Source organism: Frondihabitans sp. 762G35 (assembly GCF_002074055.1).
Lineage (GTDB): Bacteria > Actinomycetota > Actinomycetes > Actinomycetales > Microbacteriaceae > Frondihabitans.
In genome coordinates this window covers 941,523-967,227 of record NZ_CP014619.1, presented here as the reverse complement: position 1 = coordinate 967,227, position 25,705 = coordinate 941,523, and the positions used below count along the sequence as shown (strand labels likewise).

The following is a 25,705-nucleotide window of genomic DNA, read 5'->3' as shown; positions in this document are numbered from 1 at the left end:
GTGGCGGGGTGGTGTGAAGGGGTGACCGGGAGTCCCTGGCCACCCCGGACGACATCAGTGGAAGATGTTCCAGATGTCCCACGCCGTGACGAAAGCCGTAGCGGCTCCGACGACGTTCTTGACCGTGGGCCAGACGTTCTTGGTGAACCAGGCGGCAGCGTTCTTCGCACCGGCGACGACCGTCTTCAGGAGCGAGGGGATGCCCTTGATCGCGTTGACGACGATGCTGATCCAGCTTCGCGTCTCGGCCTTCGGCATCGTGGGTGCCGGCTGAGGCATTGCCGGGGTCGAATCAGTGCCGGCGGAGATGTCGGCACCGACGAAAGAGACGGATGCGCGTGCTGCCGATGAATGCTGCGACGTCGAGAGGGGCGAAGCGGTTGAAGCGGAAGCGGGAGAAGCCGAAGCGACCCCGAGAATCCCCGGCGAGAGCAAGACGGCCACCGCAATCGACTTGTGCCACACGGTCCAACGAGATGTCTCAGTGTTCATGGCATCCATTCCACTTCTTCGAACTGGGAGGGTCGAGCGACGAAGAAAGTCAATGAAAGACGTCTTCAGCGATCACAGAGCAGGGTTCGATCCAGTCGACCAAATGAGATATTTCTTCGTTGGGACATAAATTAGGGGCAAATCCGGGCCGTGTCAAACGGCCTGGGCCGAGGCCTCAGGCACCTCAGCGCTGTGCCGCCTCGAACGATGATCTCGTCCGGATCCATCGCGAAAAAGCCCGGTCGGGAGCGACCGCCTTTACTCGGACTCCGCCGCCCCTCCGGCGAGCCGCCCCAGCGCGGCCAGGAGGGGCGGCGCGTCGTTCGGGTCGAGGTGCGCCTCGATGAGCACGAGCCGGTCGGTCGCCGCGGACGCCGCCTCGAGGGCTGCGCGGAGCTCCTCGACCGTCGTCACCTGCGACGTGAGCACCGGCACACCGGGCGCCAGGGCGGCAGGCAGCGCCGACCAGTTCCAGCGCGTGATCCCCTGGTAGACCGCCGCGGGACTCTGGATCACCCGCTCGATGGTGTAGCCGTCGTTGTTGATGAGCACGACTATCGGCGCGAGACCGCGGTGGAGGATCGTGGCCAGCTCCTGCGCCGTCAACTGCGCGGCCCCGTCGCCGATGAAGAGGACGCTCCGCCGCTCCGACGCCAGGCTCGTCCCCAGCGTCGCGGGGAGGGTGTAGCCGATCGACGACCAGATCGGCGAGGCGAGGAGGTCGGTGCCGCGCGGCATCTGCAGCTCGAGGGCGCCGTACATGGCGGTCCCGGCGTCGGCGATCGCGATCGTGTCGACGGGGAGCCACTCCTGCACGGTGGTCCAGAGCTCGCGCTGCGTCAGCGCCGATCCTGCGACCCGCGCGGGCAGCGGCGCCCGGAACGGCCAGGTCTCCTCCGTCACGGGCACCGGGCCCAGGTCGAGCCCCGAGACGACCTCGTCGACGATGCGCAGGCTGTCCTCCAGGCGCACGTCGTGGAACGTCACCTGGCCGACACGGGCCTGCAGGATGCCCAGCTCGACGCCCGCGTGGAGATCGAAGCCCTGGCTGTAGAAGCCCGTCAGCACGTCACTCAGGACGGTCCCCGCCAGGATCACGACGGGGGCCTCGTCGATGGCGCGACGCGTCGTCTCGGACGGGGTCATCTGCCCCAGGTAGATGCCGAGGCTCGCCGGGTGCGTCTCCGGCAGCATCGACTTGGCGCTCGCCTGGGTGGCGACCCGCACGCCCGGGTGGTCCGCGATGCGCTCCAGCAGGTGTTCGGCCCGACGGCGGTGGATCCGCGGCCCTGCCAGGACGGTGACCCGCTCCTGCCCGGCCAGCACGTCGGTCAGCGCGGTCGCGAAGTCGGCGAGCGCGACGGCGTCGCTCGGCGAGGGACGGAGCGGATGCCGCAGCGGCGCCGACGACACGGGCGCGGCGGCGACGTCCATCGGGATGCCGAGGTAGACCGGCTTCGACTCGTCGAGCGCCGCGCGGAGCACCCGGTCGATGTCGCGGGAGGCGTCGGCCGGGCGGAGGACGGCGCTCGCCACGGTGACCTCGCGGTAGGCCCGGACGAAATGGTCGTAGTCGCCGTCGACGAGGGTGTGGTGCGAGAGCGCGCCGGCGGTGCGGGCCGCCGAGGTCGGCATGCCGGTGATCTGCACGACCGGGACGTCCTCCGCGAAACTCCCCGCGATGCCGTTGATGGCCGAGAGCTCCCCGACGCCGTAGGTCGTGACGAGGGCCGCGACGCCCCGCGAGGTGCGGGCGTAGGCGTCGGCGGCGTACGCGGCGTTGAGCTCGTTCGTGTTGCCGACCCATTCGACGCCCTCGACCGTGAGCATCTCGTCGAGGAGAGTCAGATTGAAGTCGCCCGGGAGGCCGAAGACGTGCGGACCACCGACCTCCAGCAGGCGATGGGCGAGGTACTGGCCCACCGTCACGATGTCGGGGAGGGTCCGTCGGGATGCGCTCGTCATGGTTCGACTCCACCAGACGAATTCGAATCGATCAATTCCGGGGCCGCGAACTGATCGATATGCTCGATATTCGACCGCAGGATGCACGACGAATGGACATTCCGCCATGCTCGACTCCACCGACCGCCGTCTCCTCCTCGCCCTCGAGAGGAACCCGCGGACCCCTGTCGCCCTGCTCGCCGACCTGCTCGGCCTGGCCCGCGGGACCGTGCAGCACCGCCTGGAGCGACTGTCCGCCGACCGATCGCTGCGCGCGCACTCCACTCGGGTGCGCCCTTCGGAACTGGGACTGCCGCTCCGGGCGGTGGTGACCGCCACCATCCTGCAGTCCGAGAGGGACCGCACCATGAGAGGTCTCGGCGAGATCCCGCAGGTGGTGGAGTGCCTCGCCGTGACGGGTTCGGACGACCTGCTCTGCCACGTCGTCGCGCGCGACACCCAGCACCTTCACGCGATCAGCCAGGCGATCCTCTCGGTGCCGGGGATCCAGCGGACCTCGACCTCGGTCGTGCTGGAGGAGCCGATCGAGTACCGGATCGCCCAGCTCCTCTGACGGCACCGCTCCCCCGGAACGCGTCCCGGATGTCGGTGGTCGCACGTATGTTCGACCCATCACCGATCGGCCGGACGACACCACGAGGAGCAAGCCATGACGAACATCACCTTCACCGCCACGACGCCCGGCTCGTACGCGACCGCCACCCCGCTCGATTCGACGCGCGGAGGCATCCGGCTCGTCCAGGTCCGAGACGACCTCGCCCGGGTCACCCGCCCGTCCGGCGAGGTGCTCGGCTACGTCGAGCGCTTCGTCGATCCGCAGGGCGAGCGCTTCCGCGCCAAGCGCTTCCTCGCCCGGCAGCGCCGCTTCGTCGAGATCGGCGAGTTCTGGAGCAGCGCCGACGCCACCGACTGCTTCCGCTTCGCCTGATCCGGGTGTCGTACCCCGCCTTGGGGGACGACCGCGGCTAAGGTGCGGCCCATGACTTGGTGGAACAGTTTCGTCTCCTGGCTGACGTCCGACACCGGAAGCCGCATCGTCACGGAGGCGATCCTGCCCTTCGTGGCCATCGTGGTCGCCGGCGTCGTGGCCGCCCTCATCGCCCGCAGCACGGGGCGCCGCGTCCTCGACCTCCACGAGCGCGAGGCCAAGAGCGCCGCGGTCGCCGGCATCATCACGTCCGCTCGCACGGCCACGGAGTGGGCGACCCTCGGAGCCGAGGGGCGCTCCTTCTCGCAGCGTCTCGGCGAGGAGGCCAGCGTACGGCTCCGCCTCCTCCCCCTCTCGGGCGCCGGCCTCGCCGCGTCGTGGGCCGACCACGAGATCGAAGCCATCAAGGCGAACTCCGCCACCTTCACGTTCCAGGCCGAGCAGACCTTCGCCGACCTGCGCGACCGCCTCGTCGAGTGGCAGGCCAAGCCGTCGCGGGCGCGCAAGCTGTTCCGGGTCGACCTCGAGCGCTGGAAGGCGGAGGACGACGCGGCCGCTGCGCGATCGGGTTCGTCGACCCCGGTTGCCGAGGCCCCGTCGACGGTGGAGCCGGTCGGGGTCGCCGCGGCGCCCATCGCACCGGCGCCGGTCGTGTCGGCGCCCGTCGTGTCGGCGCCTGTCGAGCCCGCAGCTGCCGACGTCGAGCCGGAGCCGACCAGCCGCGAAACGGGAGAAGCGGTCGCCGCCGAGCCCGAGACTCCTGCGGCCTCCGCCGAGGCGCCCGTGCGCCGCGCGACCGGGATGGTGTCGACGCCGGTCGTCCAGCCTCCGGCCGCCGTCGCCCCGATGAGCCCCGCCGACGCGGAGTCGCTCGACGAGGGCGACCGGGAGCCCGCGTTCAGCTCCCCCGTGAGCGCCCACCAGGTGCGTCGTCGTACGACGCCCGAGGCCGCCGACCGCGACTAGCCTCCGCTGCGCCCGGTCGCGTGCTTCGCCCCGTCGCCGCGTGCGCGGGTGAGGCGAGGGTTCTGGCGGGGATGCCCTCGGCAGGAATCGAACTTGCGACCAAGAGATGAGAAGCACCGCGAGGCCTGCTCCGTCGTGCGGGGCGCGGTGGCGCAGGTGGCGCGGTGTGACACGGTGCCCTCGGCAGGAATCGAACCTGCGACCAAGAGATGAGAAGCACCGCGAGAGCTGCTCCGTCGTGCGGCGCGCGGTGGCGCGGTGTCACACGGTGCCCTCGGCAGGAATCGAACCTGCGACCAAGAGATTAGAAGGCTCCTGCTCTATCCGCTGAGCTACGAGGGCGCCCCTCCACCCTAGCGGCCACCGATCGACGACAGCGCACCACGGTTTCCCGTGGTGCGCTGTCGTTCGTCCGGTGCCCGGGTCGGCGGGCGGGGTCAGTCGGACAGATCGTAGACCGTGACGCTCCCGACGGTCTTGGCCGTGTAGTTGGCCTTGACCCAGGCGGAGATCTGCGACGACGTGTCGCTGCCGCCGTTGGACCGGCCGACCGATCCGCCGATGAAGTAGTGGATCTTGCCCGCCGCGACGTAGGCCTTGAACTGGGCGAGCGTGGGCGACGGGTCGCTGCCGTTGAAGCCGCCGATCGGCATGACCGACTTCTGTGTGGCGAGCTGGTAGCTCGCCGCGGTGTCGGAGCCGATCGTCGCCGCGACCCACGTGTAGTCGCTCGAGTCGGTGAGCAGGAGGGCCCTGAGCGAGGCGCTGACCGTGCCGCCGCCGCCGAAGAGACCGCCGAAGCCGCCGCCTCCTGCGCCGCCGCGTCCCGGGAAGCCGCCCGTCGTCGTCCCGGTGCCGCCAGCGGCAGTGCCACCGGGAGCCGTGCCACCGGGAAGCGTGCCTCCGGCGGGGAAGCCCGCACCGCCCGGCACGGTGCCCGTCCCGGCACCCGTCCCACCCGGCCGGGCGAAACCGCCGCGGCCCGCTCCCCCGCCGCCGAACCCGCCCCGGCCACCGGCCACGGTCGGCCCGGCCGACGGGATCGACCCCGTGTGCGCCGTCGTCACGGTCTCGACGGAGTACGCCGCCGGAGCCGCGAGCCCGCCGATCACGAGCAGCGCCACGGTCGTCGCGGCGACACCCGACGCACGTCGCCGGCCCAGCCGGTCCGCGAGCGGCGGCAGGAGCAGGAGGGCCGCGGCCAGGACGCTCACGATCGCGACCACGACCTTCAGCCACGGGAGCCAGGTGGGCGAGCGGTCGAGGAGGACCCAGCCCCATCCTGCGGTCGCGAGCACGGCCACGGCCATGACGATGCGGGGCCACCACGCCGCGCGGGCGGTCCAGAGCGTCGAGAAGCCGATGGCGATCGTCCCGGCCAACGGTGCCGCGAGCGCCACCGTGTAGTACGGGTGGAAGATGCCGCCGGCGAAGCTGAAGACGAGGGCCGTGACGACGAACCAGGAGGCGAAGAGGAGCAGGGTCGCCCGCCGGAGGTCGGTGCGGGGGCGTCGTCCGATCACGACGAGCGCGCCGACGAGGACGATCAGCGCGGCGGGGATGAACCACGAGATCTGGCCGCCGATCTCGCTGGAGAACAGGCGGGTGAGCCCCGTGGAGCCCCAGGATCCTGCGCCCGCCGTCCCTCCGCCCCCGGTGACGCTGCCGGTCTCGTTGCCCGTGAGGCGTCCGAAGCCGTTGTAGCCGAAGGTGAGTTCGAGGAAGCTGTTGTTCTGCGAGCCGCCGATGTAGGGGCGCATGGAGGCCGGGACGAGGGTGACTATAGCCACCCACCAGCCGGCACCGACGACGACGCCCCCGAACGCGGCGAGGAGGTGCAGGAGACGCTTGCCCACCTTCACGGGCGACGCCAGGAAGTAGACGCCCGCGAGCGCCGGCAGGATGACGAAGCCCTGGAGCTGCTTCGTGAGGAACCCGAAGCCGACGACGACGCCCGCCCAGACGACCCAGCGGATCCTGCCCGACTCGATGCCGCGCTGGGTCAGGTAGACGGAGAGCGTCATCAGCAGCAGGAGCATCGCGTCCGGGTTGTTGAAGCGGAACATCAGCACGGCGACCGGCGTGAGCATCATCGCGAGCCCCGCGGCGAGCGCCGTGACGGCGGAGAAGTGCCGTCGGACGATCACGTAGACGAGGAACACGGTGGCGACGCCCATCAGGGCCTCGGGCAGCAGGATGCTCCAGGACGAGAGCCCGAAGAGGCGGACGGACAGCTCCATCACCCAGAGCGAGGCCGGGGGCTTGTCGACGGTGATGGAGTTGGCCGCGTCGGAGGAGCCGAAGAAGAAGGCCTCCCAGTTGGTCGAGCCCGCCTGGACGGCCGCCGAGTAGAACGCGTTGGCGTAGCCGGAGACGGCGAGGTCCCAGATGTAGACGAAGGCGGAGAGGACGACGAGTCCCCAGAGGGCGGGTCGCTCCCAGCGCGGGGCGTCGGCGCGGCCCACGGCGAGCCTTCGGAGGAAGCCGGACGCCCGGGATCCGCCCGTCGACTGCTCGGTGGCCGTCTGCGGCGGGGCCGTCGGGTAGGTGGTCGTGCTCATCGGGTGGTCGCTTTCGTGAGGATCTCGGACGTGTCGGGGGACGAGGGCCGGTCGGTGCCGGCCCGGGGTTCTGCTGCGGCGGGCCGCGCGTGACGGCGGAACACCCAGAGGCGCAGGAGGACGAAGCGGACGACGGTCGCGACGAGGTTCGCGACGGTGAGCACGACGAGCTCCAGGTGGACTCCCGGCGAGTGGTTCACCTGGTGCATCCCGGCGAGCGAACCCGCGGTGATGACCCAGGCGATCCCGAAGACGATGAGGCCCTGCGCCTGGTGTCTGACCACGCCGGAGCCGCCTCGCACACCGAAGGTGAAGCGCCGGTTGGCGGCCGTGTTCCCGACGGCCGTGATGAGCAGCGCCAGGAAGTTGGCGGCCTGGGCGGTCATCACCTGCTGGAGGAGCAGGTAGATGAGCGCGTACGCCGCCGTGGACAGGACGCCGACGGCCCCGAAGCGGACGACCTGGCCGAAGAACGTCGGCGGTCGCGGCGGGGCGTAGGGGTGTCGGCCGATCTCGTCGTAGAGGGCGCCGACCGGGATCCTGCCGCGGGCGATGCCGGTGGCGACCCGCACCATGCCCCTGAGGTCGGCCGTCGCGGTCGCGACGATGTCGACCGAGGACTGCGGGTCGTCGATCCAGTCGACCGGCACCTCGTGGATCCGGAGGCCCGAGCGCTCGGCGAGGATCAGGAGCTCGGTGTCGAAGAACCAGCCGGTGTCCTCGACGAGCGGCAGGAGCCGCTGGGCGACGTCCCCCCGGATGGCCTTGAACCCGCACTGCGCGTCGCTGAAAGACACCCCCATCGCCTGCCGGAGCAGCAGGTTGTAGGTGCGCGAGATGAACTCCCGCTTGCCGCCGCGCGTGACGCGAGACGACCGGGTGAGCCGGGTGCCGATGGCCAGGTCGGAGTGGCCGGAGAGGAGCGGCGCGACGAGCGGGCCCAGCGCGGAGAGGTCCGTCGAGAGGTCCTCGTCGAGGTAGACGAGCACGCGGGCCGTCGAGTCGGACCACACCTGCTTGAGAGCGCGGCCCCGGCCCTTCTCGGGCAGGTGGACGGCGACGACGCCGGGCAGTTCGACGGAGAGGGCGTCCCCGAGGGCGCCGGTGGCGTCGGTGGAGGCGTTGTCGGCGATCGTGATGCGCCAGGTCTCGCGCATCGACCGCGTGAGGAACGCGTGGAGGGCGGTGATGCTCGAGCGCAGCGTGGCCTGTTCGTTGTAGACGGGCACGACGATGTCGAGGTCGAGGGTGTCGGTCTGTTCGGGCATGGGACGAGGATGCGGTGCCCGTCCATGAGGCTCGACCGAGCGGCCTATGCGTGGCCTATGAGAATCGGTTCGCCCGCGCGCGGCTCAGGCGGGCAGGTGCCCGGCGATCGCGGTCAGGAGCTGCGGGAGCGACGGGGCGCCGGCCGCCCGGAAGAGCTCGGCGCCGTCGTCGTCGGTGAGGACGACGGTCGGCGTTGCGACGATGTCACGCCGCTCGGCCCGGTCGGAGTGCGACGCCACGTCCAGGTCGACCGCGTGGACTCCCGGGACGAGCCGGGTCGCCTCGTCGACGACGGCGCGTGCCGCGTGGCAGGCGCCGCAGAACGCCGACGTGTAGAGCTCGAGCTTCATACCCCGGGAAACGCAGGATGCCCGGGGTGCATTCCCCCGGGCATCCTGCATGCTGCTCGCCTCGTCGTCAGTTGGTGCTCTCGCGGCGGTCTTCCGGATCCTCGACCGGGTCGCTGTCCTTCGCGTCGAGCGAGTAGTGGACCTGGAGCTGCTCGCCCATCATGTGGGCGCGGGTCGCCGTGTAGACGAAGCCCGTCTCGGTGCCGTCGATGAGGACGTAGTCGGTGATCTCGTCGTCGTAGCTGCCGTTCGTGCTCACGCGCTTGTCGGTTCGGCCGTCGCTCGGGCCGCCCTCGAAGAACACGACGTACTCGGAGCCTTCAGCCACGGTGGGCTTTTCGTCTGTCATGCGTCAGTTCTACCAGGAGGGCCCCAGGGGGTGCTCAGGACTGCTGGACCCGACCGATTCCCGATCGGGATAGCCAAGTTATATAACTCGGTTATAGACTGGGTTCACGATGACCTCAGAACGCACAGAAATCCTCGAATCCCTCATCTCGTCGACGACCCGACTCGTCCGCATCGCCGCGCCGGCGACGGGGCGCACGATGTCGTCGGCGACGGCGCGGACCCTCTCGATCCTCCACTCCGACGGACCGATGCGGAATGGCGACCTCGCCCGCGTCAGCCGCATCAGCCAGCCCGGCATGACGAAGCTGCTCCGCTCCATGCAGGAGGAGGAGCTCGTCTCCCGGATCGCCGACGTCGACGACTCCCGCGCCTGGCTCATCCGCATCACCCCCAAGGGCGTGAACGCGCTCGTCGAGTGGCGCCGCGACCTGGCGACGGCCATGGGGCCGCTCTTCGACGACCTCGACGCCGACGACTGGAGCGCCCTCGAGCGCACCGCCTCCCTCCTCGAGGCGCGCAGCCGGACGGAGGTGGCGTTCGCATGAGCCACGGAACGACGACGGGGCAGGAGCCCCGCCCCAGCATCCAGAAGCAGCCGACCGCCGTGTGGGCGATCGCGTTCGCCTGCGTGGTGGCCTTCATGGGGATCGGCCTCGTCGACCCCATCCTGCCCACCATCGCCGCCTCGCTCCACGCGACGCCGACGCAGTCGGAGTACCTCTTCACGAGCTACCTCCTCGTGACCGGCGTCGCGATGTTCTTCACGAGCTGGGTCTCGAGCCGGCTCGGCCCGAAGAAGACGCTCATGATCGGCCTGGCCCTGATCGTGCTCTTCGCCCTCCTGGCGGCCACGTCGGGTTCCGTCGAAGAGGTCATCGGGTTCCGCGCCGGCTGGGGCCTCGGCAATGCCCTCTTCATCTCCACGGCGCTCGCGACGATCGTCGGGGCGGCGGCAGGAGGCACGGCTTCCGCGATCATCCTGTACGAGGCGGCCCTCGGCCTCGGCATCGCGATCGGGCCCCTCGTCGGCGGCCTGCTCGGGAGCGTGAGCTGGCGCGGGCCGTTCTTCGGCGTCTGCGTGCTCATGGCCGTGGCCTTCATCGCCATCGCGGTCTTCCTGCGCGGCGAGACCGCCAAGCCCGAGCCCACGAGGCTCTCGGCGCCGTTCCGTGCGCTCGGGCGGCCGGCCCTCGCGACCCTCGCCGCGACCGCCCTCTTCTACAACATCGGCTTCTTCGTCCTGCTGGCGTACACGCCCTACCCGCTCGGGTTCGGCGCCCTCGGCATCGGGCTCACCTTCTTCGGCTGGGGACTCGGGCTCGCGATCACGTCCGTCTTCGTCGCCCCGCGCCTCACCGCGCGGATGCGCCGGACGACCGTGCTCCGGATCGCCCTGCCCCTGCTCGCCCTCGACCTCGTCGCCGCCGGGATCTTCGTGCACGTGCAGGTCGGGCTCGTGCTGTGCGTGATCGTCGGCGGGCTCGTGCTCGGTGTGCTCAACACGGTGCTCACCGAATCGGTGATGGAGGCGACCGACCTCCCGCGCGCCGTCGCCTCCTCCGCCTACTCGGCCGTGCGCTTCATCGGCGGCGCCATCGCCCCGCCCGCCGCCACCGGCATCGCCGCGGCCCTCAGCCCCTCCGCCGCCTACTGGTTCGCTGCGATCTCGGTCGCGATCGGCTTCGCGGTCGTCACCGTGTTCCGCAGGAATCTCCGCCGGGTCGACGACGGCCCGGAGCCGGAGCGCGTCGAGGCCGAGGCGATCGGGGTCGGCGAGGTCTCCTAGGCGACCGGCCCCCGGGCGACGAGGGTCGCGCCGCTAGACTCACCGCATGGCATCAAGCGACAGACTGGTCTGGATCGACTGCGAGATGACCGGGCTCGACCTCGGCATCGACGAACTGGTCGAGGTGGCCGTGGTCATCACCGACTTCGACCTCGAGCCCGTGCACGAGGGTTTCGACATCGTCATCAAGCCCGACCAGACCGCGCTCGACAACATGGGCGACTTCGTCACGCAGATGCACACCAGCTCGGGGCTCCTGACGGAGATCCCCAACGGTGTCGGACTCGCGGAGGCCGAGTACGAGGTGCTCAACTACATCATCGCCCACGTCCCGGAGGGCCAGCAGGCCCCCATCGCGGGCAACACCATCGGCACCGACCGAGCCTTCCTGGCGAAGTACATGCCTCGCGTCGACCAGCACCTGCACTACCGGAGCATCGACGTCTCCTCGATCAAGGAGCTGGCGCGACGCTGGTTCCCCCGGGTCTACTTCAACGCCCCCGCCAAGAACGGCGGCCACCGCGCCCTCGCCGACATCCTCGAGTCGATCCGGGAGCTCGAGTACTACCGTCTGGCCGGCTTCGTGGGCGAGCCCGGCCCCTCGACGGAGGAGGTCCAGGAGATCTCGAAGGCCGTCGTGAACAAATGGGCCTCCAGACTGTAATAGACTTCTCTGGTTGCTCCGTTCTGCTCGCCCAGTTCGGAGCCGCATGGTGGGTATAGCTCAGCTGGTAGAGCGCCTGGTTGTGGTCTAGGAGGCCGCGGGTTCAAGCCCCGTTACTCACCCGGAGTCGAAAGGCCCCACCCCGATGGGGTGGGGCCTTTCGCGTGTCCTGCGCCGGCCGCGCGCCCGCCGCGCGCCCGTCCCGCCGAGACTCCACGACACGCCACTCACCTTCTCGAGAACCCGTATTTCGTGGAGTCTCACGCACCTCCAGGGCCGGAGCCCAGCGGCGCATGCCAGAGTGTCCCCGTGGATGGGATCAGTGCGGACGAGTTCGAGCGCCTCGTCATCGACGAGCTCGACCTCCTCCCCGACGACATGCTCGACGGCCTCGAGAACGTCGCCTTCGTCACCGAGGACCGCCCGGAGGACGGCTCCCTCGACCTCCTCGGCCTCTACGACGGCATCAACCTCACCGACCGCGGAACCTACGGCTTCGGCGAGCTGCCCGACCGCATCATCCTGTACCGCGAGCCGCACCTGGCCGCCTGCGCCGACCTCGACGAGCTGAAGGACGAGATCCACGTGACGCTGGTCCACGAGATCGGCCACTACTACGGGTTCGACGACGACAAGCTGCACGAGCTCGGCTGGGCCTGAGCCGCCTCTCCGTCAGCGTCTGACGACGAGGCCCGTCGACACGTCGACGACGACATCCGCCAGCGCCCGGGGGTCGTTCGCCGCGAGGTGCGCCTCCTCCTGCGCGGCCCAGATCTCCCACCAGGGCGCGTAGGAGTCGCCGTCCCGCGCGAGCGCCCGCTCCCGACGCGTCGGCTCGTCGAGGTCGAGCCACACGCGGAGCGTGGCGAGCGGGGCGGCGGCCGGCGTGAGCGAGCCCGCCCCCTCGACCACGATCGCCCTCGCGGAGTCGAGCGACCGCCACGAGGAGGGCGCGCCGCGCTCCCAGTCCCAGCGCCGATAGCCCGGCCGGTCGGCTCGCAGGATGCCCGGGGCCACGCATCCTGCAGCCGTCTCGAGACCGTTCCAGCCCGGGTACACGTCGTCCAGCCCGACGTACTGCGCGTCGAGCGCCTCGGCGAGGGCCGTGCCCAGCGTGGTCTTGCCCGAGCCCGATCGGCCGTCGACGAGGACGACCGTGCGTCGTCCGGCGACCTGCGCGCGCCCGGCGAGCTCCTCGATGATCGCGGCACGGCCGGAGCCCGTGGCCGACGCCTCAGGCAAGGACGAACCGCCACGTCCCGGCTCCCACGGCGACGGTGATCGACACGGCGGCGATGACCACGCCGACGAGGACGAGGAGCACCTCGCGACGTCCGAAGCGCGAGGGCCGCGCCCAGGTGCGCGGGGCATCCGATCCGAACCCCTTCGCCTCCATCGCGGTCGCGAGCTTGCTCCCGCGGCGCACGGAGAGGACGAGCAGGGCGAACGCCATTCCCGCGAAGCGGCGGAGCGCGCCGATCGGGCCGCCCGAGTCGGCCACACCTCGGGCTCGGCGCGCGAGGCCGAGCTGACGCCAGTCGTCGAGGAACAGCCCGACAAGACGGATCCCGGCCAGTCCGCCGAGGACGAAGCGGGCCGGCAGCCGGAGCACCTGCCCGAGGCCGTCCGCGAGGTCGGTCGGGTCGGTCGTCGCGAACAGGACGATGCCGGGGATGCCCACGGCGAGCACGCGGAGTCCGATCGCGAAGGCGAGGGCGACGGAACCCTCGGTGACCGTGACGAAGCCGAGGCGCCAGAGGGTGGCGCCCCCATCCTGCCCGTAGAGCGACGTGGCCACGACGGCCGCCGGCGAGGCGATCCAGAGCGGCAGGGTGCGGCGCCAGAACTGCCCGGCCGTGAGACCCGACCAGCCCAGGAGGACCGCTTCGAGGGCGAGCGCGACCCCCGCCGACACCCAGTCGATGGAGAGCAGGAGCGACAGGCTCAGCACGACCGCGGCCAGCAGCTTCGCGACGGGGTTGATCCGCGACACGACCCCGGTGCCCGTCACGGGTGCGAGGACGGTCACGGGCGGACCTCCGCGGTGTCGCCGGCCCCGATGCGGAGCACGTCGTCGGCGAGCGCGTCGAGGAAGTCGGCGTCGTGCGTGACGGCGACGACGGCGCTGCCCTCGTCGAGCAGGGCGGCGAGGAGCGCGACGAGTTCGCGCCAGGTCCGGGCATCCTGCCCGAAGGTGGGTTCGTCGAGCACCAGGAGCCGCGGCCTCGACGCGAGGACCGTCGCGACCGACAGTCGCCGCTTCTCGCCCCCGGAGAGGGTGAACGGGTTGGCGCCGGCGAGGTGGTCGAGCCGGAGCCGGTCGAGGAGTCCGTCGACGCGGGCGCTCTCCTCGTCGGGGCCGAGGCCGAGTGCGCGGGGCCCGACGGCGAGTTCCGCGCGGACCGTCGACGCGAGGAACTGATGCTCCGGGTCCTGGAAGACCGTTCCGATGCGGGTGAGGAGCTGCCGCGAGCGCCAGCGCGACGGGGTCGGTCCCGCGTCCCCGGCGAGCGCGGGGTGCGCCAGGAGCCGGCCGTCGACGGGCGCCAGGAGCCCCGCGAGGGTCAGCGCGAGGGTCGACTTGCCGGCGCCGTTCGGCCCGGCGATCCCGAGGAGCCGCCCGGCCGCGACGCGCGCGTCGATGCCGCGGGCGACGGCTGAGCCCGACCGGCGTCCGACCGAGAGCTTCTCGGCGCTCAGCAGGAGGTCGCCCGGCGACGCGCCGCTCCTTCGCGGGCGGAGGGGTTCGACGCCGGGCACCCAGACCCCCGCCTCCCGGAGGGCCGCACCCTGGGCCGCGAGCACGTTCGACGGCGGCCCGTCGGCGAGCACGCCACCGCCGGCGGCGAGGACGACGACCCGGTCGACGAAGGGCAGCCAGACCGAGACGCGGTGCTCGACCACGACGAGGGTCGCCCCCGTCGAGGCGACGACGCGACCGACGGCGTCGCGCACCTCCTCGACGCCCTGAGGGTCGAGGTTCGCGGTCGGCTCGTCGAGCAGCAGGAGCCCCGGCCGCATGGCCAGCGCCCCTGCGAGGGCGAGCCGCTGCTTCTGTCCGCCGCTGAGGGCGGAGGTCGACGCGTCGAGCGGCAGCTCGAGCCCGACCGCCTCGAGGGACTCCGCGACGCGACGCCAGATCTCCTCGCGCGGTACGCCGAGGTTCTCCGGACCGAACGCCACGTCGTCGCCGACGCGCGCGAGAACGACCTGGGAGTCGGGATCCTGCAGCACGAGCCCGACACGGCCGCGCCGGTCGGCCGGGTGCGCCCCGTCGACCGTGAGCTCCCCCGTGGCGTCGCCCTCGTCATCGCCGCCGAGCACGCCGGCGAGGCCTGCGAGCAGGGTCGACTTGCCGGCCCCGGAGGCTCCGAGCAGCAGGATCCGCTCCCCCGGCGCGACGTCGAGGTCGAGCTCGGAGACGGCCGGTCGCAGCCGACCCGCGTGGCGCCAGGACCAGCCGCGCGCCCGGATCCGGGCGCCCTCGGCAGGAGCCACGTCAGACCCGGGTCTGGACGCTGCGCCCCGAGGCGAAGCGGCTGAGCGCGCCGGTGCGTGCGAGGCCGCGGACGGCCAGCCACGAGAGCAGGCCCGCGACGACGACGCCGGAGACGACGCTCGAGACGATGTAGATCGCCTTGAACTCGGGGGCGTATGCGGCGACGCTGGAGAAGTTCGTGTCGAGGAGACCCGTCACGAGTCCGGCGCCCGCACCCGCGAGGAGCGCGACGCCGAGGCGCCAGTGGCGGTAGAGAAAGAGCGCCAGGACGATCTCCGCGCCGAGGCCCTCGAGGATGCCCCAGATCAGTGTCGAGAAGCCCCACTGGGTGCCGACGAGCATCGAGACCACGGCGGCGACGACCTCGGTGTAGAGCGCGGCACCGGGCTTGCGGATGACGAGCCCGCCCAGGACCCCGGCGAAGAGCCAGCCCCCCGAGAGGAGCCCCTCGAGACCCGGCGAGAAGGCGAGAAGGGTGCTGAGCGGGGTCCAGGCGAGGCCCCAGGCCCAGAAGACGACCCCGGCGGCGACCCCGAGGACGCTGGCGACGACGATGTCGACGACGCGCCAGCGACGAGGCGGACGAGCCGACGACGACTCCCGGATGATTTCGGACGGCGTGGACACAGCCATGATGTTCTCCTCCCTGCGCTGGCATGACCCAGATCAGGTTCGACGGTCGAAGCGTGGTTCGCTTCCTCTCAGCCCGGCTCACCGGACTCCCGTGTGTTGTGCGGATGAGCATAGTGCCGATCAGGCGACCGGGCCAGCGAGCCTCCCGTCGGCCGCGAGCCATGCCAGGCCCTCCTGGACCGCCTCCAGCGTGCTGAATCGCGGCGCGTACCCGAGAAGCCGGCGCGCCTTCTCGATCGACATCGAGTGGCTGCGGGAGAGGTGGGCGAGGGACACCTCGGCGTCGTCCTCGGAGAGGGTCGCGGCGAACTCGTCGAACGGGACGAAGCGGAGCCGTGCCTCCTGCCCGTACCACCGGGCGATGCCCTCGGCCAGGCCGCGCGAGGTGACCGCCCGCTCGGAGACGACGTGGAAGCTGTTGCCCACCGCCTCGCTCTGGCGCTCGATCGCGAGCTGGAAGGCCTGCGCCACGTCGTCGGCGTGGACGTGGTGGAACGTCTCGAGGCCGAAGCCGGGCAGGATCACCTCCTCGCCCGAGGCCAGGCGACGCCACACCTCGAGGTCGAGGTTGCCCTGAGGGTTGATCATCGGCCAGCCGGGGCCCGTGATGTGGCCGGGGTGGAGGACGACGGAGCGCAGGCCGCCCGTCGACCGGGACTCCCGCAGCAGGAGCTCCTCGATCTCGGCCTTGCCGGTGCCGTACTCGCCGAACGGGGTCCGGATCGCCTCCTCGGTGATGGGCACCTCGGTGGCGGGGCCGTGAACCCAGACCGTTCCGCAGTGGACGAGGAGCGACACGCGCCCCCGCAGCGCGTCGACGAGCTGCTCCGCCGAGGACCTCGTGAAGCAGACCATGTCGATCACGACGTCGGCGTCGAGGGCGGCGACCGCCCCGGCGAACGTGCCGGCGGCGTCGCCGGCCTCCCGGTCGAGGAACACCCTCTCCACGACGCCCCAGGCGGCGTCGGAGCGATAGGGCTCGCTCGGGCCGCGCGTGACGGCCACGACGTGGTGGCCGGCGCGGACCAGCCGCGGGACGAGGTAGCCGCCGACGTGACCGGTGGCGCCGATGACGACGACCTTCACGAGACGACGACCCTGCTGGGATGGATCGGAGCGGGGGCGAGGAGGTTCATGCGGCGAGAGTACGCCGGACGGAGCCGACCCCGCCCGAGTTCTCCACAGGCCGTACCCCGTCCGGAACCGCGGTCAGCGCCTGCCCCTAGGCTGGAGCGAGTCCTGACGGAGGTTCGATGATCACCTGGCCCGGCAACCCGTATCCCTTGGGCGCCAACTACGACGGCAGCGGAACGAACTTCGCGATCTACAGCGAAGCCGCCGAGCTGGTGCAGTTGTGCCTGTTCGACGACGACGGAGTCGAGACGCGAGTCGACCTGGTCGAGGTCGACGCCTACGTCTGGCACGCCTATCTGCCGAGCGTCCAGCCGGGGCAGCGCTACGGCTACCGCGTGCACGGGCCGTACGACCCCGCCGCCGGCCTGCGCGCGAACCCCAACAAGCTGCTCCTCGACCCCTACGCGAAGGCGACGAGCGGCGAGATCGATTGGGACGAGGCGCTCTTCGCGTACAACTTCGGCGCGCCCGATTCCCGCAACGACAAAGACAGCGCGCCCCACATGATGATGGGCGTCGTCATCAACCCGTTCTTCGACTGGCAGGGCGACCGCCCGCCGAAGTACAGCTACGACGAGTCGATCATCTACGAGGCGCACGTGAAGGGCCTCACCCAGACGCACCCCGACATCCCGGAGGAGCAGCGGGGCACCTACGCCGGTGTCGCGCATCCTGCGATCATCGACCACCTCAAGGGCCTCGGCGTGACCGCCATCGAGCTCATGCCGGTCCACCAGTTCGTGCAGGACAACACCCTGCTCGAGAAGGGCCTCCGCAACTACTGGGGTTACAACTCCATCGGGTTCTTCGCACCGCACCAGCAGTACAGCTCCGTGCTCGACCACGGTCAGCAGGTGCAGGAGTTCAAGACGATGGTGCGGGTGCTCCACGAGGCCGGCATCGAGGTCATCATCGACGTCGTCTACAACCACACGGCGGAGGGCAATCACCTGGGCCCCACCCTGTCGTTCAAGGGGATCGACAACGCGGCCTACTATCGCCTGGTCGAGGACGACCAGCAGTACTACATGGACTACACGGGCACCGGTAACAGCCTGAACGTGCGCCACCCGCACTCGCTCCAGCTCATCATGGACTCCCTGCGCTACTGGGTCACCGAGATGCACGTCGACGGGTTCCGCTTCGACCTGGCCGCCTCCCTGGCGCGGGAGTTCTACGAGGTCGACCGCCTGTCGACCTTCTTCGAGCTCGTGCAGCAGGATCCCATCGTCTCGCAGGTGAAGCTGATCGCCGAGCCGTGGGACGTCGGGCCCGGCGGCTACCAGGTGGGCAACTTCCCCCCGCAGTGGACCGAGTGGAACGGCAAGTACCGCGACACGGTGCGCGACTTCTGGCGCGGAGAGCCCGCCACCCTGGGCGAGTTCGCGAGCAGGATCACGGGTTCCGCCGACCTCTACGAGCGCGACGGCCGCCGACCGGTCGCCTCGATCAACTTCGTCACCGCGCACGACGGCTTCACGATGCGCGACCTCGTCTCCTACAACGAGAAGCAGAACGACGCCAACGGCGAGAACGGGAACGACGGCGAGAGCCACAACCGCTCCTGGAACTCCGGCGTCGAGGGGCCGACGACCGACGTCGAGATCGTGGCGCTCCGGCAGCAGCGCGTGCGCAACTTCCTCGCGACGCTCCTGCTCAGCCAGGGCGTGCCGATGCTCCTCCACGGAGACGAGCTGGGGCGCACCCAGCAGGGCAACAACAACACCTACGCGCAGGACAACGAGCTGAGCTGGGTCGACTGGGAGACCGCCGACGCCGACCTCGTCCACTTCACCACCGACCTCATCCGTCTGCGTCGGGAGCACCCGACGTTCCGACGCCAGAGCTACTTCGACGGGCGGAACGTCCGGCGCGGGGAGGGCGACCCCCTGCCCGACATCGTGTGGCTGACGCCCGAAGGCGAGTCGATGACCGCCGACGAGTGGGACAGCGGCTTCGGCCGGTCCATCGGCATGTTCCTCAACGGCAACGGCATCCACGGTCGCGACAAGCGCGGCGGCCGCGTCACCGACGTCAACTTCGTCGTCTATTTCAACGCGCACGACGACGTCGTCGCCTTCACCCTCCCGTCCGACGAGTACGCCGAGTGCTGGGAGGTGGTCATCGACACCACGACGACCTCCCTCAAGCCCGCCGACGCGCTCCGGGCAGGCGAGAGCCTCCCCGTGGCCGGGCGCTCGATCCTCGTCCTCCGTGCCGCGGTCGAGGAGACCCCGTGACCCCGCAGCAGCACCCGAAGACGTCCTATCCCGCGTCGACGTACCGCCTCCAGATCCGCCGGGCGTTCGACCTGAACGCGGCCGCCGACGTGGTGCACTACCTCCGCGATCTCGGGGCCGACTGGGTCTACCTCTCCCCCGTGCTCGAGGCGGAGGCCGACAGCGACCACGGCTACGACGTCGTCGACCACTCGCGCGTCGACCCCGCGCGCGGCGGAGAGGTCGGGCTCCACACGCTCGCCGACCGCGCTCACCTGTTCGGCCTCGGCGTCCTCATCGACATCGTGCCCAACCACATGGGCGTCGCGACCCCGAAGAGAAACTCCTGGTGGTGGGACCTCCTCACGCACGGTCGCTCGTCGCGCTATGCGACGGCGTTCGACGTCGACTGGGAGGCGGGCGGCGGCCGGATCCGGATCCCCGTCCTCGGCTCCGACGGCTCCGACGCGCTCGACGACCTCGAGGTCGTGGGCGACGAGCTCCACTACTTCGACAACGTCTACCCGATCGCCCCCGGGACCCGGGTCGACGGAGACACGGCCGCCGACGTGCACGCCAAGCAGCACTACGAGCTGGTCTTCTGGAAGCGCGCCGACGGCGAGCTCAACTACCGCCGGTTCTTCGCCGTCAACACCCTCGCCGGCATCCGCGTCGAGGAGCCCTGGGTCTTCGACGAGTCGCACGCGGAGATCGCCCGGTGGTTCCGCGACGGCATCGCCGACGGGCTCCGGGTCGACCACCCGGACGGCCTCGCCGACCCGGCGGGCTACCTCGACCGCCTGCGCGAACTGACCGGCGGGGCCCACGTCCTCGTCGAGAAGATCCTCGAGGGCGAGGAGGAGCTGCCCCACGACTGGGCGACCTCCGGCACGACCGGATACGACGCCCTCGGCGAGTTCGACCGGGTGCTCGTCGACCCCGACGGGGCCGAGAGGCTGGGCGCCCTCGATTCCGAGCTGCGGTCCGAGAGCGGTCCCTTCGACTGGCAGGAGATGATCCGCGGCACGAAGCGCTCCGTCGCCGACGGCATCCTCGGCTCCGAGATCAACCGGCTCGCCAGGCTCGTCACCCCGGAGGGCGCGGCCCCCGCGCCCGAGATCGTCGACGCCCTCGCCGAGCTCACGGCCACCTTCCCGGTCTACCGCAGCTATCTCCCCCAGGGCGGCGAGCAGCTCGCCCGTGCGGCCGCGGCGGCCGAGCGTGCCCGGCCCGAACTGAGCGAGGCCATCGCGACGGTGGTGGCCGTCCTCGGCGACCCCGCGCATCCTGCGGCCCGGAGGTTCCAGCAGACCAGCGGGATGGTGATGGCGAAAGGTGTCGAAGACATGGCCTTCTACCGCTACAGCCGTCTCGTGTCGCTCAACGAGGTCGGCGCGGAGCCCTCGGAGTTCAGCCTGTCGCCCGACCGATTCCACGCGCGCCAGCAGCACCGGCTCGCGACGCAGCCCTTCACGATGACCACGCTCTCGACCCACGACACGAAGCGGTCCGCCGACGTCCGGGCGCGCATCGCCGTCCTCGCCGAGGTCGCCGACGAGTGGGCGGCGACCCTCTCGAGGCTCCGGGAGCTCGCCCCCCTCGGCGACGGACCGTTCGAGAACCTCCTCTGGCAGAGCATCGTCGGCTCGTGGCCGGCCTCCCGCGAGCGCCTCCACGCCTACGCCGAGAAGGCCTCGCGCGAGGCCGGCACCGCGACGACCTGGACCGCCCCCGACGAGGCCTTCGAGGGCAGGATGCACGACCTCGTCGACTCCGTCTTCGACGACGAGCGCGTGGCCAAGGAGCTCGGTCGCTTCGTGGATGTGGTTCGCGAGGCCGGCTGGTCCAACTCCCTCGCTCTGGCGCTCCTGCAGCTGACGGGCCCGGGGTCCCCCGACGTCTACCAGGGCGGCGAGCTGTGGGACTACTCGCTCGTCGACCCCGACAACCGCCGGGAGGTCGACTTCGGCCTCCGACGGCTCTACCTGGCCGCGATCCAGGACGGTGCCGTGCCGGAGGTCGACGAGACGGGGGCGGCGAAGCTCCTCCTGACGAAGCGCGCGCTCACGCTGCGCCGCGACCGACCGGAGCTCTTCACCCGCTACGTGCCGCTGCCCGTCTTCGGCGACGCGGCCGTCAACGCCGTGGCGATCGACCGCGGGGGCGCGATCGTCGTCGCCACGCGTCTTCCGGTCGGGCTCGCCGAGGCCGGCGGCTGGCGCGAGACCGTCGTGCACCTGCCGAGCGGGCCGCGCGTCGACGTGCTGACCGGCCGTCGCTTCGAGGGCTCGCGCCTCCGACTCGCCGATCTCACGGAGACCTACCCGGTCGCCCTCCTCGTTCCCGCTCCCGACGTCGAAAGCCTGTGATGACTCCGACCCCGAAGCCCCGTCTCTACGACGTCTGGGCTCCCCTCCCCGATCGCGTCCGGCTCGTCCTCGACGGCCGGGTCCACGACCTGTCGCGCGACGACGCGGGCTGGTGGCGCGCGCCATCCGGTCTCCCGACGACGCCCGGGCTCCGCTACGGCTTCCTCCTCGACGACGCCGAGAAGCCGGTGCCCGATCCGCGCTCGCTCCGGCAGCCCGAGGGGGTCCACGAGCTCAGTGAGGTCTTCGACCCGTCGGCGTTCGACTGGACCGACGGAGCCTGGCGCGGCCGCCCGCTCGCGGGTCGCGTCGTCTACGAGCTCCACATCGGCACCTTCACCCCGGAGGGTACGCTCGATTCGGCGATCGCACGCCTCGACCATCTCGTCGACCTCGGTGTCGACTTCGTCGAGGTCCTGCCCGTCAACTCCTTCAACGGCACGCACAACTGGGGCTACGACGGTGTCGGCTGGTTCGCCGTGACCGAGAACTACGGGGGTCCCGCCGCCTACCAGCGTTTCGTCGACGCCTGCCACGAGCGCGGTCTGGCCGTCGTCCAGGACGTCGTCTACAACCACCTCGGGCCCTCGGGCAACTACCTGCCGCTCTTCGGCCCCTATCTGAGCGACAAGCACGCCAACACCTGGGGCTCCAACGTCAACCTCGACGACGTCGGATCCGCGGAGGTCCGGGCCTACATCTCCGACAACACGCAGCTCTGGCTCGACACGTTCCACGTCGACGCGCTGCGCCTCGACGCCGTGCACGCCCTCGTCGACGACTCCCCCGTCCACCTGCTGGAGGAGCTCGCGATCCGGGCCGACCGGCTGGAGGCCGCTGTCGGCGTGCCCAAGACCCTGATCGCCGAGAGCGACAAGAACGACGCGTCGCTCGTCACGCCCCGCGAGGCCGCCGGCCGCTCGGGCTCGGCGTTCGGTCTCGACGCCCAGTGGAGCGACGACTTCCACCACGCCGTCCACGTCGCCCTGACCGGCGAGACCACCGGGTACTACGCCGACTTCGCCCATCTCGGGGCGCTGGCGAAGGTGCTGCGACGCGGCTTCTTCCACGACGGCACCTGGTCCTCGTTCCGCGAGGCCTATCACGGGCGGCCCGTCGACACGCGGCGGATGCCCGGCTGGCGACTCGTCGTCGCGAACCAGAACCACGACCAGATCGGCAACCGCGCGGTCGGCGACCGCCTCGCAGCGACGCTCGACGACGGTCAGCTCCAGATCGCCGCCGCGCTCACGCTCGCCGCGCCGTTCACACCGATGCTGTTCATGGGCGAGGAGTGGGCCGCGTCGACGCCGTGGCAGTTCTTCACGTCGCACCCCGAGCACGATCTGGGCGAGGCGACCGCCAAGGGTCGCATCGCGGAGTTCGCGAAGATGGGCTGGGACGAGAGCGTCGTCCCCGATCCGCAGGATCCCGAGACCTTCACCCGTTCGAAGCTCGACTGGTCGGAACTCGAGTCGGGGCGCCACGCGCTCCTGCTCGACGCCTACCGTCGACTCGTCGCCCTCCGCCGAGCCGAGCCGGAGCTGACCGACCCGTCGCTCGACGACGTCGAGGTCGACTACTCCGAAGGCGACCGGTGGCTCACGATCCGCCGGGGCACGATCACGATCGCGGTCAACGTCGGCCCGAGTGCCGTCACGCTCGACCTCTCATCGACAACGGTCCTCTTCGAGAGCGACAGCGCGATCGGGGCCGGCGACACGTTGACGCTTCCGTCGCACTCCGTGGCCATCGTCCGCTGACGCAGGGCGGTCGACGGGGCATTGTCGACAGGGCGCGGTCGACGGGGCGCGGTCCGACCGCGCCTCGTCGACGACGTCCGTCAGCCGCGTTCCGTCGTCGGCGCGTAGCTGTCGACGTACTCCTGCGGCGTCAGCCGGGCGATCTCCTGCATGATCTCGTCGGTCACGGCGCGAAGGCGCTTGGCGTCGTAGTCGCCGTCGACGGTCTCGAAGTGGAGGGGGCGGCCGAACGTGATCTGGATGTCCGCCCGCTTCGGGAGCCGCGATCCTGCGACGCGGATCCGGTCGCTGCCCTGGATGGCCGCGGGGATGACCGTCACGCCGGAGGCGAGCACGAGACGGGCGACCCCGGTGCGCCCGCGGTGCATCAGGCCGTCGCGGCTCCGGGTCCCCTCCGGGTAGATCCCGATGAGCCCGTCGTTCTCGAGCACGCGGAGCCCGGTCTCGAGCGACGCCTTCGAGGCCGAGCCACCGCTCCGGTCGATCGGGAGCTGTCCGATCTGCGTCAGGAACCAGCCGAGGAGTCGTCCGAGAAGGCTCTTCTTCGCGTAGTAGTCGGCGGCGACGAGGTAGGTCATCTTGCGCTGCACGACGGCGGGCAGGAAGAGCGAGTCGAGGAAGTCGAGGTGGTTGCTCGCGATGATGACCGGCCCGCGCCGCGGGATGTTGTCGCGGCCGGTGACGCGGACGTGGAACCACAGGAACAGCACGGGCCTGACGACCGTCGCGCGGAAGAACGAGTACACGTCGCACAGCGTACCGGCGGCACCCCCCGAAGAAGGGAGCACCGCGGGAGGCCGTGATGACGCAGACTGAGTGATGCAGCCGCGGCCGCCCGACCTCTGACCTGTCAGGCGACCACGGCTGCGGCTTCGGGGGCTCCTACTTCGCCGGTGCGGCGGTGGGAGCGGTGGCCGACTCCAGGTCGGCGAAGACGATCAGGTTGTCGTCGTAGTGGCCGATCGCCGGGTTGAAGACGCCGTCGCACGTGATGAGGCGCAGCGTCGGCGTCGGCGTCGGTCCGTAGACGCTGCTCGTCGGGAAGTTGCTCTTCGGCGAGACCGTCTGACCGGTCACGCGGAAGGTCTCCACCGAACCGGACGAGAGAGTGACCGTCACAGCGTCTCCCGCCCGGAGCTTGTTGAGGTGCAGGAAGACCGCCGGCCCCGTCGGGGAGTCGATGTGCCCGGCGATGATCGCCGGTCCGACCGCCCCGGGGACGACGCCCTTCGAGTACCAGCCGGCGCTCAGCCAGGCCTTGGGCGGGTCGAGTTCCCCCTGCGCGCCGATTCCGAGCGATTCGAGGCCGCTGTCGACGCCGATCGCCGGGATGGTGACGCGGGTCGGGACGACCCCGGCCGCGGGAGCGGCGACGTAGGGCTGCGTGTCCGGGTCCTGGACGCCGTCCGCCGCACCGATCCCCGTCGTGGCCGAGGCGGTGGGCGCTTTCGAGGCGACGGGCGAGGATCCCGTCGAGGCGCATCCTGCGAGCCCGAGGGTCACGGCGAGGGCTGCGCCCGCGAGTGCCAGAAGCGGGCGACGACGGGTGATCACGAGTTCTCTCCCTTCAGGGGCGAGCAGGTCCAGAAGGCGTCGCCCTCGAGTTGCAGGGCACCGAGGGCGTCCCACGCGGCACCGTAGTAGGTCGGCGTCGCCTGGGCGAGGACGTCGGCCTGGCGGAGGTCCCGGAGGGCTCCGTCCTTGTCGCCGGCGCTGGCACGCGCCGCGGACCGGGCCACGTAGGCGAGGGGGCTCTGATCCTTGTTGAGGGCCGTGCCGCCCAGATCGAGCTGCATGGTCAGCGGCGTGGCCGTTCCGAGCGGCGACGCGAGTTTCGCGGCGAGCGCCACGTCGGCGGCGTTGCAGGACTCCGCGTACCGGAGCGCGACGCGACCGGCGTCGAAGCCGTACTGGACGGTCCCTGCGGTCCCGGTCGGGCTGGGCAGCGGCACGACGGAGCCGTCCGCCTTCACCTGCGCCCAGTCGCTCGGCAGAGCCGTGGACTGCAGGATCTTCGTGGTCACCGCGCGCGACCCGGACGCGAGTTCGCGCCACCGGGGGTCCTTGGTCGCGGTCGCGAGCTGGTCGAACGTCGCGGGCGACGCGTACGACGGGTTGTACGACCACGGGCCGGTTCCCTGGGCCCAGAGGCCGGGCAGCAGGATGCGGCCGTCGGGCGTCGACGCCGTCAGCTCGTCGAGGATCCGGCTGCCGAGGGCGGTGCCTGCCTTCGTGTAGGCCGGCTCGTCGAACGTCTTGCCGGCCAGGACGAGGGCGCGGGCCGTGTCGAGGTCCGCGTCGCTCGCGGGCTGGTCGTCGACGATCTTGCCGTCCTGCCAGCGCCAGGCCAGGAGGCCGTCGGACCGTTGCAGATTGTCCCTGGTCCACGACCAGATCGAGCGGAAGCTCTTCTCGTCGCGGACACCGAGAGCCACGAGCATCCCGTAGGCCTGGCCCTCGCTGACGGTGTCGCCACCCTGGTCGCGGCGGACGACGCGACCCTTCTCGGATCCTGCGCCCTCGACCCAGTCGGCCAGGAAGGCCCGGCCGATCTCGGACGCGCTGCGCGAGGCGTCGACACCGGCCGTCGGAGCGAGCGAGGTGGACGGGTCGGAGGCCGACCGGCCGCCGGCGGAGGGGAACCCCCCGACGGCGACGGTCGCGATCCCGCCCGCGACGACGACGGCGGCCGCCGCGGCGACGGCGATGAGTGCGGTGGTCCTGCGGGTCATGGTCGTCTCCTCTCGGGGCTCGGT

Annotated in this window: 24 protein-coding genes, 2 tRNA genes and 1 riboswitch; of the genes, 11 read left to right on the top strand and 15 right to left on the bottom strand. The window is 71.1% G+C overall.

The window, feature by feature from the left end; all coding sequences use genetic code 11:
- Nucleotides 1–54: 54 nt before the first annotated feature.
- Together AS850_RS04805 and AS850_RS04800 are read right to left on the bottom strand one after the other, a co-directional pair.
- Nucleotides 55–279 (bottom strand): hypothetical protein, encoded by a 225-nt coding sequence (locus AS850_RS04805; RefSeq protein WP_123955449.1) that lies wholly within the window; start codon nt 277–279, stop codon nt 55–57.
- A 471-nt stretch (nt 280–750) separates the two neighbouring features.
- Nucleotides 751–2,457 carry an alpha-keto acid decarboxylase family protein gene (locus tag AS850_RS04800; RefSeq protein ID WP_164088388.1) on the bottom strand — a complete coding sequence of 569 codons (1,707 nt, stop codon included), beginning with the start codon at nt 2,455–2,457 and terminating at the stop codon, nt 751–753.
- 106 nt (nt 2,458–2,563) lie between these two features.
- On the opposite strand from AS850_RS04800, the gene AS850_RS04795 reads away from it, so the two are divergent.
- The 3 genes from AS850_RS04795 (at nt 2,564) to AS850_RS04785 (ending at nt 4,351) form a co-directional block, all read left to right on the top strand.
- Entirely contained in the window at nt 2,564–3,010 is a 447-nt protein-coding gene (locus AS850_RS04795; protein ID WP_119868098.1) for an Lrp/AsnC family transcriptional regulator, read from the top strand.
- Nucleotides 3,011–3,106: 96 nt separating this feature from the next.
- Nucleotides 3,107–3,385: a hypothetical protein gene (locus AS850_RS04790; RefSeq protein ID WP_236940825.1), complete on the top strand. Its 279-nt coding sequence runs from the start codon at nt 3,107–3,109 to the stop codon at nt 3,383–3,385.
- Nucleotides 3,386–3,436: 51 nt separating this feature from the next.
- Complete coding sequence (locus tag AS850_RS04785) at nt 3,437–4,351, top strand: hypothetical protein (RefSeq protein ID WP_119868097.1); 915 nt, start codon at nt 3,437–3,439, stop codon at nt 4,349–4,351.
- A 269-nt stretch (nt 4,352–4,620) separates the two neighbouring features.
- Here AS850_RS04785 and AS850_RS04780 read toward each other — a convergent pair.
- The 5 genes from AS850_RS04780 to AS850_RS04760 form a co-directional block, all read right to left on the bottom strand.
- Nucleotides 4,621–4,693, bottom strand: a tRNA-Arg gene (locus AS850_RS04780).
- 95 nt (nt 4,694–4,788) lie between these two features.
- Nucleotides 4,789–6,912, bottom strand: a complete 2,124-nt coding sequence (locus AS850_RS04775; RefSeq protein WP_119868096.1) for an ArnT family glycosyltransferase — start codon at nt 6,910–6,912, stop codon at nt 4,789–4,791.
- A complete protein-coding gene (locus tag AS850_RS04770; protein WP_119868095.1) occupies nt 6,909–8,180 on the bottom strand; it encodes a bifunctional glycosyltransferase family 2/GtrA family protein in 1,272 nt (423 codons plus the stop codon). Before AS850_RS04770 ends, AS850_RS04775 begins: the two co-directional genes overlap by 4 nt.
- An 84-nt stretch (nt 8,181–8,264) precedes the next feature.
- Nucleotides 8,265–8,531: a thioredoxin domain-containing protein gene (locus tag AS850_RS04765; RefSeq protein ID WP_119868094.1), complete on the bottom strand. Its 267-nt coding sequence runs from the start codon at nt 8,529–8,531 to the stop codon at nt 8,265–8,267.
- 67 nt (nt 8,532–8,598) lie between these two features.
- The gene (locus AS850_RS04760) at nt 8,599–8,880 is read right to left on the bottom strand and encodes an oligoribonuclease (protein WP_123955448.1); all 282 of its coding nucleotides are present in this window, start codon (nt 8,878–8,880) and stop codon (nt 8,599–8,601) included.
- Between the two features lie 109 nt (nt 8,881–8,989).
- On the opposite strand from AS850_RS04760, the gene AS850_RS04755 reads away from it, so the two are divergent.
- The 5 genes from AS850_RS04755 (at nt 8,990) to AS850_RS04735 (ending at nt 11,992) form a co-directional block, all read left to right on the top strand.
- Nucleotides 8,990–9,427 carry a MarR family winged helix-turn-helix transcriptional regulator gene (locus AS850_RS04755; protein ID WP_119868092.1) on the top strand — a complete coding sequence of 146 codons (438 nt, stop codon included), beginning with the start codon at nt 8,990–8,992 and terminating at the stop codon, nt 9,425–9,427.
- Nucleotides 9,424–10,668 (top strand): MFS transporter, encoded by a 1,245-nt coding sequence (locus tag AS850_RS04750; protein ID WP_119868091.1) that lies wholly within the window; start codon nt 9,424–9,426, stop codon nt 10,666–10,668. The genes AS850_RS04755 and AS850_RS04750 overlap by 4 nt, the downstream gene beginning before the upstream one ends.
- Before the next feature lie 46 nt (nt 10,669–10,714).
- Nucleotides 10,715–11,332: an oligoribonuclease gene (gene orn / locus AS850_RS04745; protein WP_119868090.1), complete on the top strand. Its 618-nt coding sequence runs from the start codon at nt 10,715–10,717 to the stop codon at nt 11,330–11,332.
- A 49-nt stretch (nt 11,333–11,381) separates the two neighbouring features.
- Nucleotides 11,382–11,454 (top strand) — tRNA-His (locus AS850_RS04740).
- Between the two features lie 187 nt (nt 11,455–11,641).
- Complete coding sequence (locus AS850_RS04735; protein WP_119868089.1) at nt 11,642–11,992, top strand: metallopeptidase family protein; 351 nt, start codon at nt 11,642–11,644, stop codon at nt 11,990–11,992.
- A gap of 12 nt (nt 11,993–12,004) precedes the next feature.
- On the opposite strand, the gene AS850_RS04730 is transcribed toward AS850_RS04735, so the two are convergent.
- The 5 genes from AS850_RS04730 to AS850_RS04710 form a co-directional block, all read right to left on the bottom strand.
- A complete protein-coding gene (locus tag AS850_RS04730; protein ID WP_236940824.1) occupies nt 12,005–12,574 on the bottom strand; it encodes an ATP-binding protein in 570 nt (189 codons plus the stop codon).
- Entirely contained in the window at nt 12,567–13,361 is a 795-nt protein-coding gene (locus tag AS850_RS04725; protein WP_119868088.1) for an energy-coupling factor transporter transmembrane component T family protein, read from the bottom strand. Before AS850_RS04725 ends, AS850_RS04730 begins: the two co-directional genes overlap by 8 nt.
- The gene (locus AS850_RS04720) at nt 13,358–14,830 is read right to left on the bottom strand and encodes an ABC transporter ATP-binding protein (protein WP_119868087.1); all 1,473 of its coding nucleotides are present in this window, start codon (nt 14,828–14,830) and stop codon (nt 13,358–13,360) included. Before AS850_RS04720 ends, AS850_RS04725 begins: the two co-directional genes overlap by 4 nt.
- Nucleotide 14,831: 1 nt before the next feature.
- Complete coding sequence (locus tag AS850_RS04715; RefSeq protein WP_119870124.1) at nt 14,832–15,464, bottom strand: ECF transporter S component; 633 nt, start codon at nt 15,462–15,464, stop codon at nt 14,832–14,834.
- Nucleotides 15,458–15,566, bottom strand: a riboswitch (TPP riboswitch). Its footprint overlaps the gene before it by 7 nt.
- Nucleotides 15,567–15,584: 18 nt before the next feature.
- Nucleotides 15,585–16,550 carry an NAD-dependent epimerase/dehydratase family protein gene (locus AS850_RS04710; protein WP_119868086.1) on the bottom strand — a complete coding sequence of 322 codons (966 nt, stop codon included), beginning with the start codon at nt 16,548–16,550 and terminating at the stop codon, nt 15,585–15,587.
- A gap of 167 nt (nt 16,551–16,717) precedes the next feature.
- Here AS850_RS04710 and glgX point away from each other — a divergent pair, with 167 nt between their 5' ends.
- The 3 genes from glgX to treZ are packed head-to-tail and all read left to right on the top strand — an operon-like array spanning nt 16,718 to nt 22,949.
- Entirely contained in the window at nt 16,718–18,838 is a 2,121-nt protein-coding gene (gene glgX / locus AS850_RS04705; RefSeq protein WP_119868085.1) for a glycogen debranching protein GlgX, read from the top strand.
- On the top strand, nt 18,835–21,186 hold the full coding sequence (treY, locus tag AS850_RS04700; protein ID WP_119868084.1) for a malto-oligosyltrehalose synthase: 2,352 nt from the start codon (nt 18,835–18,837) through the stop codon (nt 21,184–21,186). Before glgX ends, treY begins: the two co-directional genes overlap by 4 nt.
- Nucleotides 21,186–22,949 carry a malto-oligosyltrehalose trehalohydrolase gene (treZ, locus tag AS850_RS04695; protein ID WP_119868083.1) on the top strand — a complete coding sequence of 588 codons (1,764 nt, stop codon included), beginning with the start codon at nt 21,186–21,188 and terminating at the stop codon, nt 22,947–22,949. The genes treY and treZ overlap by 1 nt, the downstream gene beginning before the upstream one ends.
- An 80-nt stretch (nt 22,950–23,029) precedes the next feature.
- Here the strand turns inward: treZ and AS850_RS04690 are convergent, their stop codons facing one another.
- From AS850_RS04690 to AS850_RS04680, 3 genes are all read right to left on the bottom strand, one after another.
- A complete protein-coding gene (locus tag AS850_RS04690; RefSeq protein WP_119868082.1) occupies nt 23,030–23,695 on the bottom strand; it encodes a lysophospholipid acyltransferase family protein in 666 nt (221 codons plus the stop codon).
- A 136-nt stretch (nt 23,696–23,831) separates the two neighbouring features.
- Entirely contained in the window at nt 23,832–24,503 is a 672-nt protein-coding gene (locus AS850_RS04685; RefSeq protein ID WP_164088387.1) for a sortase domain-containing protein, read from the bottom strand.
- Nucleotides 24,500–25,681, bottom strand: a complete 1,182-nt coding sequence (locus AS850_RS04680) for a glycosyl hydrolase family 8 (protein ID WP_119868081.1) — start codon at nt 25,679–25,681, stop codon at nt 24,500–24,502. Before AS850_RS04680 ends, AS850_RS04685 begins: the two co-directional genes overlap by 4 nt.
- Between the last annotated feature and the right edge of the window lie 24 nt (nt 25,682–25,705).

Excerpts from the sequence above, each read along its gene's own strand:
- AS850_RS04805 (WP_123955449.1), bottom strand. The coding sequence starts at position 279 with ATGCCTCAGCCGGCACCCACGATGCCGAAGGCCGAGACGCGAAGCTGG.
- AS850_RS04800 (WP_164088388.1), bottom strand. The coding sequence starts at position 2,457 with ATGACGAGCGCATCCCGACGGACCCTCCCCGACATCGTGACGGTGGGC.
- AS850_RS04795 (WP_119868098.1), top strand. The coding sequence starts at position 2,564 with ATGCTCGACTCCACCGACCGCCGTCTCCTCCTCGCCCTCGAGAGGAAC.
- AS850_RS04790 (WP_236940825.1), top strand. The coding sequence starts at position 3,107 with ATGACGAACATCACCTTCACCGCCACGACGCCCGGCTCGTACGCGACC.
- AS850_RS04785 (WP_119868097.1), top strand. The coding sequence starts at position 3,437 with ATGACTTGGTGGAACAGTTTCGTCTCCTGGCTGACGTCCGACACCGGA.
- AS850_RS04775 (WP_119868096.1), bottom strand. The coding sequence starts at position 6,912 with ATGAGCACGACCACCTACCCGACGGCCCCGCCGCAGACGGCCACCGAG.
- AS850_RS04770 (WP_119868095.1), bottom strand. The coding sequence starts at position 8,180 with ATGCCCGAACAGACCGACACCCTCGACCTCGACATCGTCGTGCCCGTC.
- AS850_RS04765 (WP_119868094.1), bottom strand. The coding sequence starts at position 8,531 with ATGAAGCTCGAGCTCTACACGTCGGCGTTCTGCGGCGCCTGCCACGCG.
- AS850_RS04760 (WP_123955448.1), bottom strand. The coding sequence starts at position 8,880 with ATGACAGACGAAAAGCCCACCGTGGCTGAAGGCTCCGAGTACGTCGTG.
- AS850_RS04755 (WP_119868092.1), top strand. The coding sequence starts at position 8,990 with ATGACCTCAGAACGCACAGAAATCCTCGAATCCCTCATCTCGTCGACG.
- AS850_RS04750 (WP_119868091.1), top strand. The coding sequence starts at position 9,424 with ATGAGCCACGGAACGACGACGGGGCAGGAGCCCCGCCCCAGCATCCAG.
- orn (WP_119868090.1), top strand. The coding sequence starts at position 10,715 with ATGGCATCAAGCGACAGACTGGTCTGGATCGACTGCGAGATGACCGGG.
- AS850_RS04715 (WP_119870124.1), bottom strand. The coding sequence starts at position 15,464 with ATGGCTGTGTCCACGCCGTCCGAAATCATCCGGGAGTCGTCGTCGGCT.
- glgX (WP_119868085.1), top strand. The coding sequence starts at position 16,718 with ATGATCACCTGGCCCGGCAACCCGTATCCCTTGGGCGCCAACTACGAC.
- treZ (WP_119868083.1), top strand. The coding sequence starts at position 21,186 with ATGACTCCGACCCCGAAGCCCCGTCTCTACGACGTCTGGGCTCCCCTC.
- AS850_RS04680 (WP_119868081.1), bottom strand. The coding sequence starts at position 25,681 with ATGACCCGCAGGACCACCGCACTCATCGCCGTCGCCGCGGCGGCCGCC.